We start from the raw sequence: 14,512 nt of genomic DNA, 5'->3' as shown, positions 1-14,512 counted from the left end.
ATTAAAATCTCACGTTTACTCCAAAAATGATCTGGCGTGTAGGCGGCACACCCATACCCACTGTGATCGCTCTACCTGCTACTGCAGTGGCACCACCACCTTGTGTACCTACGGCATTACCATTACCATTACCTTCCGGATCAATACCCAGTCCATCTCTTACCAGGGGTGCCCATAAGATAAATGGATTCTGTGCAGATACATACGCTCTCAGTGAACTGATACCTGTTTTACCGAGGAACTTGGCTGAGAAAGTATAACCCAGATCAATGGTTCTGATTTTGATAAATGATCCGTCTCTGTAAGTCAGCGTAGACGTGTAAGGCAAACCATCTACACCTGCATCCGGCTCAGGGAATGCATTGGTTGGATTGGTAGGTGTCCAGTAATCAACTTTATGCTGGTTCACACGGCTGTTCATAAAGAACGGATAACCGGCACCACCACCATCAGCTGATAAGTAAGTAGCTACTACTGTTTGACCAAAGCGACCAAAGGTTACGATGTTCAGATCGAAGTTTTTATACTCGAAGCGATTGCTTAAACCCGCAACCAATGTTGGTTGGAAATTACCAATTACGCTTCTGTCTGCTGCAGTAATTGAATTGTTCTTATCGAGATCTTCAATTTTAATATCACCAGGTCTTGCACCATAAACTGCTGCCTGAGTAGCTTCACTGGTTTGCCAGATGCCAAGTTTTTTGTAATCAAAGATTACTGTAATAGGCTGGCCCACAAACCATCCATTACCCAGATCCTGCTGCAGGTTATTCTGTAAAGCATCAATTCTTTCTCTGTTAAAGAACATATTCAAATCTGATGTCCAGGTGAAACCTTTCCTGTTTCTCACGTTCACACTGCTCAGGGTAAATTCCATACCGTATGATGAAGTAGCACCTACGTTGGTAAGAATTGAGTTGGTACCATTACTACGAGGTAACTGACGTTGTAACAGGATATCTGTTGTTTTAGTATTATAATACTCGATAGTACCAGTGAGTCTGTTTTTGAATAAAGAGAAGTCAACACCGATATTCAAACCTGCTGTTTTTTCCCAGGTAAGGTTCGGGTTAGGACTTGTATTGATGGTATAGCCATTTACAAAGTTGGTACCAATGGTTGTTCCCTGACCAAAATTGTAGAAGCTGGTTCCCAGACTACCCAGTGTAGTATAGGGGTTGATACCTGCATTTGAGCTGATACCATAACCTGCTCTCAGTTTCAGACTGCTTACAAATTTTACATTCTCCATGAATTTCTCACGATCTATGTTCCAACCAGCAGATACCGCAGGGTATGTTACCCACTGGTTCCCCGGAGCCAGTACAGATGCACCATCTGTTCTTACTGTAGCGGTGAGGCTGTATTTGTTATCGAAGGTATAAAGAGCACGGCCCATATAACCAATTACCGCAGACTCACTGAAGTTACCACCCTGCGGTGTAACCGTATTTACCTGCTGCCAGTTATAATCCTGCATAAAATCTGCCGGTATACCCACACCATTGAACTGCTGTGCACGGAAATGGTTTTTCTGTACTTCCTGAAGGGCCAGTACCTGTAATTTATGTTTGGTACCGATGTTTTTATTATACTCTAAAGAGTTGTTGATGGTATACTGCCATCCTTCAGAGTTGGCTGTACTAAGACCAGCGTTTGCTACGTTGGTATTGATGTTGAATACGGTGTTCGGACCTGTATAGTTGCTGTTGAAAGTCTGTGACCATCCGAAACCAAAAGTTGATTTGAATTTCAGGTCTTTGATGATACCTACTTCCGCATAGAAGTTATGCTGTACCTGATACCTGCGCTGGAAAGCTTTGATCAGGTCGTTATTACCGATAGCGGTGAGCGGACTAATCTGCTGGTCGTCAACACCCTGTGTAATAGCGGGTTTGAAGTTGATGCTACCATCATCATTATATGCTTTGAACAATGGACCCAGACGGGTAGCAGCGCCAAAAGCATTGGTACCAAGTCTATTGGATCTTAATAAAGTACTGAAGCTGGTAAATCCAACTTTGATACGCTCAGATACTTTATGATCGATGTTTACATTGAATGAATAACGCTCCAGTTTCTGATCATGGATAATACCTGTTTCATTATAGTAGCCAATACCAAAAAAGTATTGGGTTCTGTCATTACCTCCACTTACACCCAGATCATGGCTGGTTCTCACACCAGTGGTAAGCATAAGTTTCTGCCAGTCTGTGCTAACACCAGCTGCGAGGTTGGTTTGCTCAATCGGGCGGAGTGCATACAGGTTGGCGCCTGCTGAAGTAGAGTTACCTGCAGCTGCATCGGCTTTGAATTTTGCATATTCTGCACCATTAAACAGATCATAGGTACCTAACGCACTAACCATACCAACAAAACCACTATAAGTATTTACTGGTTTTCTTGAAGAGCCACGCTTGGTGGTAACAATGATTACACCATTCGCACCACGTGAACCGTAAATAGCCGTTGCCGAAGCATCTTTCAGGATGTCAACAGTAGCAATGTTTTCTGGGTTCAGGTCATTGATGCTACCACCGTACACCATACCATCTACTACGATGAGTGGGTTGTTGTTACCGGTAATAGAACGGTTACCACGGATACGGATCTCACCACCTGCACCAATCTGAGAACTGTTGCTCACGATGTCTACACCCGCAGCACGGCCCTGTAACTGGTTGAAGATATTTGGTGCCTTGATTTCATTCAGCACTTCACTTTTAATGGTAATGGTAGAACCGGTTACATCTTTTTTCTTCTGTGTACCATAACCAATTACCACTACTTCATTAAGTTCGTCAGTTGATGCGGCCAGGGTAATGTTTACTGTGTTACTAGTACCTACCGTCATTTCGGTTGTAGCGTAGTTAACACTAGATACTACCAGTACCGCACCACGGGCTGCGGCAATGCTGAAATTACCACCGTTGTCGGTAGTGGTACCTGTTTGTGTACCTTTTACCTGTACGGAGGCACCAACTACAGGTTCGCCTGAGGCATTGGTTACACGCCCGCGTACCGTAGCGGCCTGTGCCAAAGCATTGTCTGAAATGGTAAGCAGGCCCAGCAGAATCACTCCCGTCATTGCCCATGCTTTCATTCTAAACAAGCTCTGTAAGATTTGTTTTGTTTTGTTTAGAGGCTTTTTCATATTTATTTATCGCTTTGAGAAGTATACATAATTAGATATTCAGTGTTGTTAAGCGAGAGCTGCCTATCCGTCGCGGATATTAAACTTGAATGGATGCCTGTCTCTGATAGAAAATAAACAGGATATCAGTACCGTATGGGCACTGGTGCTATGTATGTAATAAGGATGGGGAAACAGAACTGCCTGGCCTCCTTGCGCAGACACGCGCAGGGTATAGCGAAGAGAAAGTGGCAAGTTCATTCTTTTCATCATATAGCAGCAATTGGTCGTAGAACTTTGTCAGACAAAGTTTTTATGCAATCCGTTGCAAAAGTGTAAAAAAAACATTTATTCCCGTGCTGATTGCCTTTTCAGGTCTTTTCCGGTTTCTTTTGAAATCAATACCCGATCCGTGGGGTATGACCTTCAAATGCAATCAGAATAAGGGTTTTACAGCTTTTTTATCGCTTTTTCCCGTCTTTGCTTTTGATTTTCGTAAGACTAATGTAAATAAATTTTCTAAAAAAATGCAATCGCTTGCATAAAATTCAAAAAAAAATACCTTTTTCCTCATTTTCAGCAGTCCCCGGGGGCTTTCACCGCCATCAGCTGTAATTAGCCGACCCTTAAAATCCTTTGTGGGTCTTGCCGACAGGCATTTTGCCATCAGCAGCCTCCCGGGGCACATCAGTAACCCAATGAGAAAGTGAGGGCTTTCGCAACGGCTTATACCCACCGGCAGCTATACAAAACTTAACCCTACCTATACAGATTCTAACCTGAACGGCCGTTGCACTGTTTTTTTTACTCATGCAAGCTTCCTTTTCAACCCAAAAACAATTGCAGTAAAAATATGCCGACAGGATTTCAGCAGGTGCTTTCAAGTAGCTCCATCCAGTGCTGCAAGGCATTTGCTGTTCAAGCGCTTTGCCTGAAAAGAAAGCGGTATTTCTTTCATTGAAAACTTTGTAACTTGTATTTTATATCAACTTCCATCGCAACCGATTGCAAATGAAGCCCAAAAAAGAGACGACCATCTATGATATTGCAGCGTACCTGAATCTTTCTTCTGCCACCGTAAGCCGTGGGTTACAGGACCACCCTGCCATCAACAAGAATACCAAAAAGAAAATACAGACTGCCGCCAAAGAACTCGGATACCGGCATAACAATTTTGCCAGTAACCTGCGCAAACAGAAAACCAATACCATTGGTATCATGATGCATGAACTCAACAGTAACTTCATGTCGTCGGTACTGGCTGGTATAGAAAAGATTACCACAGAAGCCGGTTACGATATTATTATTGCCCACTCTTCTGAAAGCTATGAGAAAGAAGCAGCCAATGCCCTGAACCTTTTTCATAAAAGGGTCGACGGACTGATTGCCTCTCTCTCCTTTAATACCAAAAACCTGGAACATTTTGAGCCTTTCAACGACAAAGGAATACCCGTTGTGTTCTTTGACCGTGTGGAAGAAAAAAGTGAGAACACCAAAGTAATCATCGATAACCACAAATGCGGATACGAAGCCACGCAGCACCTGATTCAACAAGGTTGCAAAAGAATCGTGATGGTTACCGGTAACCTGCAACGTAACGTATATGCTCAACGTAACAAAGGATACCTGGATGCTTTACGCGATAACCATATTCCTTACGATAAAAGTCTGGTACTGATAAAAGACCTGAGTGAGCAGGGCGGACGGGAAGCGGCCATGGAAATCTTAAAAATGAAACCTTTACCTGATGGTGCTTTCATCACGAACGATTTCTCTGCAGCCGTATGTATGAAAACACTTAAGGAACATGGCGTTCGCATTCCGGAAGATATCGCCATCGTAGGTTTTAACAATGATGCCATCAGTAAGATTGTAGAACCCCAGCTCACCACTGTTCATTACCCAGGTATTGATGTGGGTGAAATTGCTGCACGCAACCTGATCAATCACCTGAAAGGTATTTCTAACCTCAAACACACACAAACCATTGTGGTGAGGTCTGAATTGCTGATCAGGAAATCGTCGTTGAAGAAAGGAAACAAAAAAAATTAGCTCGCTGTGAAGCGAGCCCCGGACATCTGAAGAATTACGCATCGGCTTTAACAAATTATATACAAGCTCTATTTGCAGACAACCGAAACTCTTCGTATATTAGTATTTCCATTTGGTTTTTCCCACTTCAGCCACAAGCTTCTTATCAGAAGTATTCTATTTACTTATCATGTAAATCTGTGGTATGAAAAAAATATGCTATCTGCTTTTGCTCACATGCAGTTTCTGTATGTGCGATGGCCAGGATGATAAAAGCCAACGCTGGCTGAGTGATATTAACTGGCTCGTTCATAAAATTCAGCAGGAACATTATATCTATAAAAACAGGGAATTTCCCTCTTCCTTTCAGCAACAACTCAGTTCTATTAAGCAGCATATTGGCTCTTATTCTGATGAAAGAATATTGATTGAATTACAGCAACTCCTCTATCATCTTGGCGATGGTCATACCTATATGCTTCCTTTTGGTTATCAATTGGGGTCGGTGTATTACCTGCCTGTTCAACTCTATGCTTTTTCAGATGGTATGTATATCATTGATGCTGATGAAAAACACCAGCATTTAATAGGCGCCCGCATAAAAAAAATAGATCGTTTTGAGGTTCAGGATATGATGCAGAAAATGGTAAGCTTTGTTAGCCAGGATAATACCATGGGTGCCACCTGGATCGGACCCTTTTTTCTCCGCTTCAGGGGCATGCTTGAATTTTTTGGTCTCCCAAAAAATGCATCCTCTGTTAGTCTGAGCCTTAGGGACGTGGATGGAAAAGAAAAAGAAGTATCGGTTGATTTTGTTCCGGTACCCCGTTTGAGAGGTATACCCAAACTGGTTGCGCCCTTTCACAGTTCAAAGCCTGTACGCTATCTGCAAAATATACAAAGTCCTTACTGGTTACAATCTATTCCATCTGATCATGCTCTCTATTTACAGTTTAACCAGGTAATGAATACGCCTACTGAAAGTCTGTCTGCCTTTGCCAAAAAGCTGGAAGATTCCTTATTGCTCACAAAAGCTTCTCTCCTTATTATTGATGTGCGGCATAATAATGGTGGTAATGCTGACCTCCTCGGTCCCTTACTGCATGTGATCAAAGCATTTGAACAAAACCAGAAAGGACAAATAGTAGTACTCACCGGAAGAAATACTTTTTCGGCGGCACAGATTTTTATTACAAAAGTAAACAGAGATACAAAGGCAATATTTGCCGGTGAACCCAGCAGTTCTTCTCCCAATTTTGTAGGAGAAGAAAACGGATTTACACTTCCCTTCAGCGGCGCCATAGGAAGCATCTCCAACCGCTACCATGAAAACTTTCCCGGCGATAAAAGAAAATGGATAGAACCAGCACTCCGACTTTCCATCAGCTCAAAAGATTATTTCGGCAACCGCGACCCCCTGCTGGAAGCTGTTCTTAAAAAATATGCTGAGAGGTAGGAAAACGGAAGAACAGAGAAACAGAGAAATGTCCAACTTCGAAAGTTGACATTTCTCTGTTCCTCTGTTCCCCTGTTCCTCTGTTTCTCTGTTCTTCCGTTCCAAAAATCTCTTTAGCTACCATTATTTACAACTAACTTTCCAGCCATATTAATCAATCAAATATCATGGTAAAGAAATTTTTAGTTGTTGCAGCACTAGGAATGGTTCAGACTGTGTTTGCGCAAAAACAGGATGCGGATATGAACCGCTTTGTAGACCAGCTCATGAAAAAAATGACGCTGGAGGAAAAAATTGGTCAGCTCAACCTCCTTACTCCCGGCGGTGGTGTGGCCACCGGTGCTGTTGTGAGTAAGGATGTAGAACAAAAAATCAAAGAAGGAAAAGTAGGTGGTTTATTTGGTGTGGTGGGTCAGGATAAAGTACGTAAGGCACAGGAACTGGCACTGAAAAGTTCACGTCTGGGTATTCCCCTGTTAATGGGTTCGGATGTGATTCATGGACATAAAACCACTTTCCCCATACCGCTGGCTTTATCCTGCAGCTGGGATACAGCCATGATTAAAAAACTCGCCCGTACAGCCGCTAAGGAAGCGGCTGCTGACGGACTCAACTGGGTATTTTCTCCGATGGTTGATATTGCCCGCGATCCGCGCTGGGGCCGTGTAGCAGAGGGATCGGGTGAAGATCCCTTCCTCGGTTCGCTGATTGCTGCTGCCATGGTGCAGGGTTACCAGGGTGATGATCTTGCCAAAGAAGATGCGGTGCTCTCCTGCGTAAAACATTTTGCCCTTTATGGTGCTTCAGAAGCCGGCCGCGATTACAATACCGTTGATATGAGCCGCCTGCGTATGTACCAGGATTACCTGCCACCCTACCGTGCCGCAGTGAATGCAGGTGCTGCCAGTGTAATGAGTTCCTTTAATGAAATTGATGGCGTTCCGGCATCGGCCAATAAATGGTTACTCACCGACCTGCTCCGCAAAGAATGGGGCTTCAAAGGTTTTGTAGTATCGGATTATACATCTGTAAATGAAATGATCGCACATGGTATGGGCGATCTGCAAACGGTTTCTGCTTTATCATTGAAGGCAGGTCTCGATATGGATATGGTAGGTGAAGGTTTTCTTACCACACTAAAAAAATCATTACAGGAAGGAAAGATTACCATGCAGGTAATCGATGCCGCCTGCAGAAGAATACTGGAAGCCAAATACAAACTCGGACTCTTCACTTCTCCTTACCGCAATACCAGTGAGGCCCGCACGGCAGCAGAAATCATGACGGCCACCACCCGCCGGCAGGCGCGCGAAGCCGCTACCCGTTCTTTTGTTTTATTAAAAAACAATGCGCAGACACTGCCCTTGCAAAAGAACCGTTCGATTGCATTGGTAGGTCCGCTGGCAGATAACAAAAGAAACATGCTCGGCACCTGGTCTGTTTCAGGCGACTGGAAACAATCTGTTAGTATTCTTGAAGGATTGAAAGCAGCCATGGGTAGCAACGCTACCATTCACTATGCCAAAGGTGCCGATATCAGCAGCGATTCTTTTGAAGTAGCGCGTTCCAATGCGTTGGGTGTTGAAATAGAGAAAGACAGCCGTAAACCCGATGAACTGATTGCAGAAGCCGTTGCCGCTGCTGCTAAATCAGATATTGTGGTAGCTGTGGTAGGTGAAGCTGCCGATATGAGTGGAGAAGCCTCCAGCCGCTCATATATTGGTATTCCGGAAAGCCAGCAGGCATTGTTACGCGCACTGAAAAAAACAGGTAAGCCTCTCGTAATCGTAGTACTCAATGGGCGTCCGCTTACCCTGGAATGGGAAGCTGCCAATGCCGATGCCCTGCTCGATATATGGTTTGGTGGTACCGAAACCGGTAATGCCGTTGCCGATGTATTGCTGGGTGATTACAATCCCTCAGGCAAACTCAGTATGACATTCCCTAAAAATGTGGGACAGATTCCTGTGTATTACAGTCATAAGAATACGGGTCGTCCTTTTAATAAGGAAGCATTTGCCAAATTCAAATCGAATTATCTCGATGTAGAAAATGAGCCTCTTTTTCCTTTTGGTTATGGGTTAAGTTATACCAGTTTCCAATACAGCGATCTTACACTTAGCAGTACAACACTTCGTAAGGGTGAAAAAATTACGGCTACCATCACCGTTACCAATAGCGGTAATTATGATGGTGAAGAAACCGTACAGTTGTACACCAGAGATATGGTAGGTTCTGTTACCCGCCCTGTGAAAGAACTGAAAGCTTTTCAGAAAATATTCCTGAAAAAAGGTGAAAGCAAAACCGTAAGTTTTGTCATTACTCCCGATGACCTGAAGTTTTACAATGCCAATTTGCAATGGGTGCATGAGCCGGGTGAATTTATGGTAATGGTGGGAACGGATTCACAAAATGTGAAGGAGAAGAAGTTTGAATTGAAGTAGTGAATGGTGAATGGTGAATGGTGAATTTTTTGGCAGTATAAAAGCGAAGATTTTTTCTTCGCTTTTTTATTTTGTATAATAATTACTGGTCCGTTAAACACTAACTTACCAAATGATCTCCTTAAACCAAGTAAAGCCATACTCACCTTAAGCTTCAATAGAAATCCAACCATATGTACTTAATACAATCGCTAATATTTCATTCCGCGAACCACCTCTCTAAAGCTATGTAATTCTGTCATTCATTCTATTTTAATAACCCCATTTACCATCAATATTACTCAGCATATCTTCGGTTTAACTACACTATGCTATCACATCTCGAACAGTCTTCAACACAAAAACAGTGTTAAACTGTGTTGTTCCTGTGTTGTTACCCAAAACCAAACCCCTGGCAAAGCACTTTGGTAACCGGTTAACGAAGGGCAGCAGCGAGTGCTGTCTGATTGACAGGTTCCGGTATTATTGGGTCCGGAGATTTTCTATAAGTATAGCGAAGTCTATAACAGTTTTCAGGTATTCTGTACAATGAGAAAATAGGTCGGCATGCCAATAGTGATGTTAATGGGGAATGTTACCGCCAGCGCCATGGGCAGGAATAGGCCCGGGTTGGACTGCGGTACCGAAATTTTCATAGCAGCCGGCACGGCAATATAAGAAGCACTGGCAGCCAGTATGGCAAAGATGAAACGGTTGGCAATATCATGCGTTACAAATCCACTCACCAATGCTACCACAGAGCCATTTATCAGCGGAATAAATATGGCAAACAGAATCGGGAACCATCCGAATGAGAAAAAAGCTTTCAACTTTCGCCCGCTGGTGATACCCATATCGAGCAGAAAGATGGCCAGAAAGCCTTTGAATAAATCATTGGTAAAGGGTTTGATGCCTTCTGCCTGTTTTGCATTGGCCAGGTAACCGATAATAAGGCTACCGATGATTAACAACACACTGCCATTGGTAAATGAATGTTTAATGGCTACTCTTTTTGTTATTTTTTCCTCACTGTTTTTATTAAAGATGGAAATCAGTAAGAGCCCCATGATGATGGCAGGCGACTCCATCAGCGCCATTATAGCCACCATATAACCATGGAGATTTAATTGCTGCGATTCCAGATAGGTTACCGATGTAACAAAAGTTACCGCACTTACCGATCCATAAGCTGCGGCAATGGCACCCGCATTAAATATGCCCACCCTTTTCTTCAGGATAAAAAAAGTATACAGCGGTATTGCGGCAGAAAGAAAAAAGCCGAATACCATCGACCAGGTTACTTCCATGGTAAAGGACTCGTGCGATAGTTCCTGTCCGCCTTTAAAGCCAATGGCAAATAACAGGTAGAGGGAAATAAATTTCGAGGAGTTATCCGGTATCTGTAAATCACTCTTCAGATACACAGCCGCAACGCCCAGCACAAAAAAAAGCAGTGCCGGATTGGTAAGGTTATCGATCAGTAAGCTAAAATTCATGTTCAGTTGTTATTATCGTACCGGAAACAGGGTTACTTCTATTAGGTATGCTGGCATACAGACATTTCTGGTTATCCGGATTTTTACAGACTCTTTCCCTTTACTGTAAGCGGGTGCAAATAGAGGATATTTCATTCATAATTATTTATTTATGTTTTTAATAAAATACATAAACAAATTTTATGAGTTATAAAACCACTACCCTTTTACTTTTATTTGATAGCGATGGAGTATATGAAAAAAGAAAAAGCTTCATATTCGCTTTGTGGACCCATCCCGATTAAAATCGGGACTTGAACCAGGGGCCCTCCCGACTTGGTCGGGATGGTCTCAACAGAATGATTTCTTAAATTATTTATAACAAAAAACTTTAGTTTTTTATAGAGACGGATATGTTAATTCGAGAGCATCAACTAATTTCTTTCCTAGTAAGGATATTTCATATCCATCGTCTTCGACATCATTACCTCTATTATCACAGGTTGCAGTTTTAACCAATAATCCCATTGTGTGTAACGAACGGGAATAAAATATAGATCTCTGCTCTTTGTGGAAAATCGGAAGTGCCTTTAGGTCTTCAGTAAATAAATTAGTAACAATTAATGTTAAACGGAGCAATTCTGAATATTTAATCTTTTTTAAGATGTACGCTTTCATTAATCGCCCTAAATAATCTGCTTTTTCTGTACTCTCCACCCTATCTAAAAGAGTTAACAAATGTTCTCCAATTACTTTACGTTTATCATAATCATATTCAAGATCCCACCATATTTCTGTCTTATCGTCGTCACTGATTGTATTTATTGCTTTTAGAAAATGAATTAGTTTTTTAATCAATAAAAAATCTCTTATAGCCATTGTTGATCTTCCAATTGCAAAAAGGCTTCTTACAAATGGTATTTCTTCTAATATACTTTTTGATTTGATAAACTGATTAAACCCCTTATCAGCTAAATCAAATATTTCATCTCTTATATCTGCCTTTTCAATTGTCTCCAGTAAGGTTTGTTCTAGATTTATCTCTTCTGACATAATATAGCATTTATAGTGAATACTAAAATTAAAGTTTGTTTTTTTGTTAGGGGCACTTACACCTGAATATGAGTGGATTAAAGTTGACATAACCAATTGATTACCATACCTACATCATAAAAATTCTCAAAACTGTCGCAGACAAACTTGAATATTGGAATTTTTACTGCAACAAAAGACATGAATTGTTTGCAACCGGCGTTATGTACGATTTTTCCCAAACTCCTTTCGGTAAGCAACGGGTGTCATCCTGAATTCTTTTTTAAACAACCGTATAAAAGAACTTTCGTTCTCAAAGCCACACTGCAGAACAATACTGCCAACACTGGCATCTGATTTCTTCAATAGTAAAGAGGCTTGCTTTAATCTTAATCGTGTGAGGTATTGCAATGGGGTTAATTCATAAGCACTGCGGAAGGATCGTATGAAATGATATTGAGAGAGGTGAGCTATATTAGCCAGTTGAGCGATGGTGATATTTTCTTCAAGATGCTTGTTCATATAGGCCAATGCGAGTTTCAGTTTTTTATGCAGGTCTTCCCGGGTGGCTGCATGTACCGCTGGTATTTGTTTCGCTGTTTGATATTGCGGTGACTCAAACCAGGGCTTCTTTGGCCGCGTAGAAGGATAGCCATTTTTTTCGCGGAATGCCTTGCGCTCGGGTGTAAAGTTCCACCAGTTAAGTTTACTATTTGGGTGGTTAGCAAAATGTACCACAAGCCGAAACTGGTCTTCAACACATGGATCTACCCATACCCCTTTTTGCAATTCGTATTGATCGGTGAGCTTTGCGCCGTCTTTTCGTTTTAGATCCTGCAGGGAATAATAGCCCATGCCGATCAGGTCATGTGCAAACCTTATCCCGACCGAGGGAATACTTTGAAACTCTGATAACGCAAACAGTTCCATCGCCCTTATGCTGGATGTATCAAGCAATTTCTGCAATACTTCTACTTTGTGTAGGTGCATTTCACTCTTTTTAATTTTCAGTGCACGCAGCTTTCTCAGTTCTGCAGGTGTTACTTCCAGTGGATTGAGTTCCTCTTTAGTCATGTTCTGCAAAAGTTAGCAGGTAATTATTATTGTCGCAGAGCGAAAATTCAGTTGCTCCATAAAAAGTTTTTTCCAGACCGGTGAGCAGGGTTACCTGTTCTTTGATAGTATCGTAATACTGACGAATGTTTTCTACACTAATGTACATCAAAAGCGAGCCTCCATCGGCACGGCTCACCATCGGCAGCTTATCTTCAATACTGGCAAAGGTCTGAAACATGAAGACCACAGTTCCGTTCGTCATCAAGGCAAATATTTTTTCACCTTCAGGGGTTGTTACTTCATCAGATACTGTAAAGCCAAGTTTAGTATAAAAGTTGATGGTTGCATGTATGTCTTTGACAAAAATGTTTGGTGAGATGGATTTCATAAAATGAATGCGTAATTGATTCACTCAAAACTATATGAATGCCGAGTGAGTAAATGTGCTGAAATTGCTAATATTCATTTCTAGGAAACTAATAAAAACAAAAAAGGACTCCATATCAATGGAGTCCTTTTAAGTAAAGATGTAGGCCCATCCCGATTAAAATCGGGACTTGATCCTGGGACCCTCCCGACCTTAGTCGGGATGCTATAACCTACTGAGCGTAACAAAATAAAAAAGCGAAGACTTTCATCTTCGCTTTGTGGGCCCACCAGGGCATGATCCTGGGACCCCCTGATTATGAGTCAGGTGCTCTAACCAACTGAGCTATAGGCCCGAAAACAACTATTGTTGTTCTCAAAAAATTTCACCTATCAAAAACACCAAAAAGATGCTCTTACTCCGCCTTAGGCGGAAGCTATAGGCCAAGAGAACCCTTTTCGGATTACTCTTGGGCGGCAAAAATAATGAATTAGAACTAATTTTTGAAAGCTAATTGAAGTTTACGGGCTTTGAGCCGCGAGCTGTGAGCTATGGGCATTTTAGAACCAATGGAGATTGATTCTTTCTAAAAATATTGGCTCAGAAACAATGCTAAAAATAATATCACGGCTTCTGGCTCGAAGCTCATGGCTCAATGCTCATAGCCCAATACTACCCCTGCTTCCGCACATACTTCGTTAATATCACGATCATCTGGTTCTCTATCTTCCCCTCTATCTGTTCGGTATTGTCTTTTACCAGCCTGATATTCTTTACCACGGTTCCCTGACGGGCGGTAAAACTGGTACCTTTTACATCCAGGTTTTTTACCAGCAGCACGGTATCGCCTTCCTGCAGAAAATTGCCATTGGCATCGGTATGCAGTTCTGCCTCCCCATCAAACTCATGGTCGCCGGTGGCTTTGGCCCAGGCCAGGTTTTCATCGGTGAGGTATAACATATCTAACTGGTCTACCGCCCAGCTTTCTTTACGCAAACGGTTCAGCATTCGCCAGGCCATTACCTGTACAGCCGGTACTTCGCTCCACATGGTTTCAGTAAGTTTTTTCCAATGTTCCTGATCCAGCGGTTCCTTTTTTTCTATTTGTGCCTCACATTTAGAACAGATCATCAAGCTGTTCTCTTCATAGGCATGCTCCTGCGGCGGTACTTTGTACATTCGTAACGACTCTTTTGCCCCGCATAATTCACAGCTGTTTCCAGACCTGTTCAATACAATTTCTTCCAGTTTCATGTTATAGGGTTAGGGCGGCAAGGTAAAGAAATGTTGAACAGCAGAATGTTGAATGTCCAACTTCAAAATTCATTATTCGACATTTCTCTGTTCATCATTACAAAAAGACCCGCTTCCTTGTGAAGCGGGTCCGGGTTGTATCCAGCTGGGGGGTTTAAAAAGTGCAATTCGTTGGTAATCCCCCCGGACTATGTACTCATCGCACTTTGATCAGCTGAATGGTTTTTCTGCGGTTACCCTGTACCAGTTCGGCAAAGTAGTTGCCCGCATGATAGTTATGTCCAA

11 protein-coding genes and 1 tRNA gene are annotated in these 14,512 nt (G+C 42.3%); 3 read left to right on the top strand and 9 right to left on the bottom strand.

Going from position 1 to position 14,512, the window contains the following annotated elements; translation table 11 throughout:
- Position 1: 1 nt before the first annotated feature.
- The 3 genes from BC659_RS07590 to BC659_RS07580 all read right to left on the bottom strand — a co-directional run bounded on the left by BC659_RS07590 (position 2) and on the right by BC659_RS07580 (position 3,945).
- Positions 2-3,103: a SusC/RagA family TonB-linked outer membrane protein gene (locus BC659_RS07590; protein ID WP_211340749.1), complete on the bottom strand. Its 3,102-nt coding sequence runs from the start codon at positions 3,101-3,103 to the stop codon at positions 2-4.
- Between the two features lie 114 nt (positions 3,104-3,217).
- Positions 3,218-3,406, bottom strand: coding sequence for a hypothetical protein (locus BC659_RS07585; RefSeq protein WP_133474119.1), 189 nt, complete (start codon positions 3,404-3,406; stop codon positions 3,218-3,220).
- Between the two features lie 353 nt (positions 3,407-3,759).
- Positions 3,760-3,945: a hypothetical protein gene (locus tag BC659_RS07580; protein WP_133474118.1), complete on the bottom strand. Its 186-nt coding sequence runs from the start codon at positions 3,943-3,945 to the stop codon at positions 3,760-3,762.
- A 199-nt stretch (positions 3,946-4,144) separates the two neighbouring features.
- On the opposite strand from BC659_RS07580, the gene BC659_RS07575 reads away from it, so the two are divergent.
- The 3 genes from BC659_RS07575 (at position 4,145) to bglX (ending at position 9,064) form a co-directional block, all read left to right on the top strand.
- The gene (locus tag BC659_RS07575) at positions 4,145-5,185 is read left to right on the top strand and encodes a LacI family DNA-binding transcriptional regulator (protein WP_133474117.1); all 1,041 of its coding nucleotides are present in this window, start codon (positions 4,145-4,147) and stop codon (positions 5,183-5,185) included.
- A gap of 184 nt (positions 5,186-5,369) precedes the next feature.
- The gene (locus tag BC659_RS07570) at positions 5,370-6,620 is read left to right on the top strand and encodes a S41 family peptidase (protein ID WP_133474116.1); all 1,251 of its coding nucleotides are present in this window, start codon (positions 5,370-5,372) and stop codon (positions 6,618-6,620) included.
- A 167-nt stretch (positions 6,621-6,787) separates the two neighbouring features.
- Positions 6,788-9,064 (top strand): beta-glucosidase BglX, encoded by a 2,277-nt coding sequence (gene bglX, locus BC659_RS07565; protein WP_133474115.1) that lies wholly within the window; start codon positions 6,788-6,790, stop codon positions 9,062-9,064.
- Positions 9,065-9,576: 512 nt separating this feature from the next.
- Here bglX and BC659_RS07560 read toward each other — a convergent pair.
- The 6 genes from BC659_RS07560 to BC659_RS07535 all read right to left on the bottom strand — a co-directional run bounded on the left by BC659_RS07560 (position 9,577) and on the right by BC659_RS07535 (position 14,227).
- Positions 9,577-10,539, bottom strand: coding sequence for a sodium-dependent bicarbonate transport family permease (locus BC659_RS07560; protein ID WP_133474114.1), 963 nt, complete (start codon positions 10,537-10,539; stop codon positions 9,577-9,579).
- A 378-nt stretch (positions 10,540-10,917) separates the two neighbouring features.
- Complete coding sequence (locus tag BC659_RS07555) at positions 10,918-11,571, bottom strand: hypothetical protein (RefSeq protein ID WP_133474113.1); 654 nt, start codon at positions 11,569-11,571, stop codon at positions 10,918-10,920.
- Between the two features lie 201 nt (positions 11,572-11,772).
- Entirely contained in the window at positions 11,773-12,624 is an 852-nt protein-coding gene (locus tag BC659_RS07550) for a helix-hairpin-helix domain-containing protein (protein WP_133474112.1), read from the bottom strand.
- Positions 12,617-12,994 (bottom strand): VOC family protein, encoded by a 378-nt coding sequence (locus BC659_RS07545; protein WP_133474111.1) that lies wholly within the window; start codon positions 12,992-12,994, stop codon positions 12,617-12,619. Before BC659_RS07545 ends, BC659_RS07550 begins: the two co-directional genes overlap by 8 nt.
- 260 nt (positions 12,995-13,254) lie before the next feature.
- Positions 13,255-13,328 (bottom strand) — tRNA-Ile (locus tag BC659_RS07540).
- A gap of 317 nt (positions 13,329-13,645) precedes the next feature.
- Positions 13,646-14,227: a PhnA domain-containing protein gene (locus BC659_RS07535; protein WP_133474110.1), complete on the bottom strand. Its 582-nt coding sequence runs from the start codon at positions 14,225-14,227 to the stop codon at positions 13,646-13,648.
- Positions 14,228-14,512 lie beyond the last annotated feature (285 nt).

Source organism: Sediminibacterium goheungense (assembly GCF_004361915.1).
In the GTDB taxonomy this organism is placed as follows: Bacteria; Bacteroidota; Bacteroidia; order Chitinophagales; family Chitinophagaceae; genus Sediminibacterium; species Sediminibacterium goheungense.
The sequence above is the reverse complement of the archived record's forward strand: the minus strand, read 5'-3'. Positions and strand labels throughout refer to the sequence as shown.

Excerpts from the sequence above, each read along its gene's own strand:
- BC659_RS07545 (WP_133474111.1), bottom strand. The coding sequence starts at position 12,994 with ATGAAATCCATCTCACCAAACATTTTTGTCAAAGACATACATGCAACC.
- BC659_RS07575 (WP_133474117.1), top strand. The coding sequence starts at position 4,145 with ATGAAGCCCAAAAAAGAGACGACCATCTATGATATTGCAGCGTACCTG.
- BC659_RS07590 (WP_211340749.1), bottom strand. The coding sequence starts at position 3,103 with ATGAAAGCATGGGCAATGACGGGAGTGATTCTGCTGGGCCTGCTTACC.
- BC659_RS07550 (WP_133474112.1), bottom strand. The coding sequence starts at position 12,624 with ATGACTAAAGAGGAACTCAATCCACTGGAAGTAACACCTGCAGAACTG.
- BC659_RS07580 (WP_133474118.1), bottom strand. The coding sequence starts at position 3,945 with ATGAGTAAAAAAAACAGTGCAACGGCCGTTCAGGTTAGAATCTGTATA.
- BC659_RS07585 (WP_133474119.1), bottom strand. The coding sequence starts at position 3,406 with ATGATGAAAAGAATGAACTTGCCACTTTCTCTTCGCTATACCCTGCGC.
- bglX (WP_133474115.1), top strand. The coding sequence starts at position 6,788 with ATGGTAAAGAAATTTTTAGTTGTTGCAGCACTAGGAATGGTTCAGACT.
- BC659_RS07555 (WP_133474113.1), bottom strand. The coding sequence starts at position 11,571 with ATGTCAGAAGAGATAAATCTAGAACAAACCTTACTGGAGACAATTGAA.
- BC659_RS07535 (WP_133474110.1), bottom strand. The coding sequence starts at position 14,227 with ATGAAACTGGAAGAAATTGTATTGAACAGGTCTGGAAACAGCTGTGAA.
- BC659_RS07560 (WP_133474114.1), bottom strand. The coding sequence starts at position 10,539 with ATGAATTTTAGCTTACTGATCGATAACCTTACCAATCCGGCACTGCTT.
- BC659_RS07570 (WP_133474116.1), top strand. The coding sequence starts at position 5,370 with ATGAAAAAAATATGCTATCTGCTTTTGCTCACATGCAGTTTCTGTATG.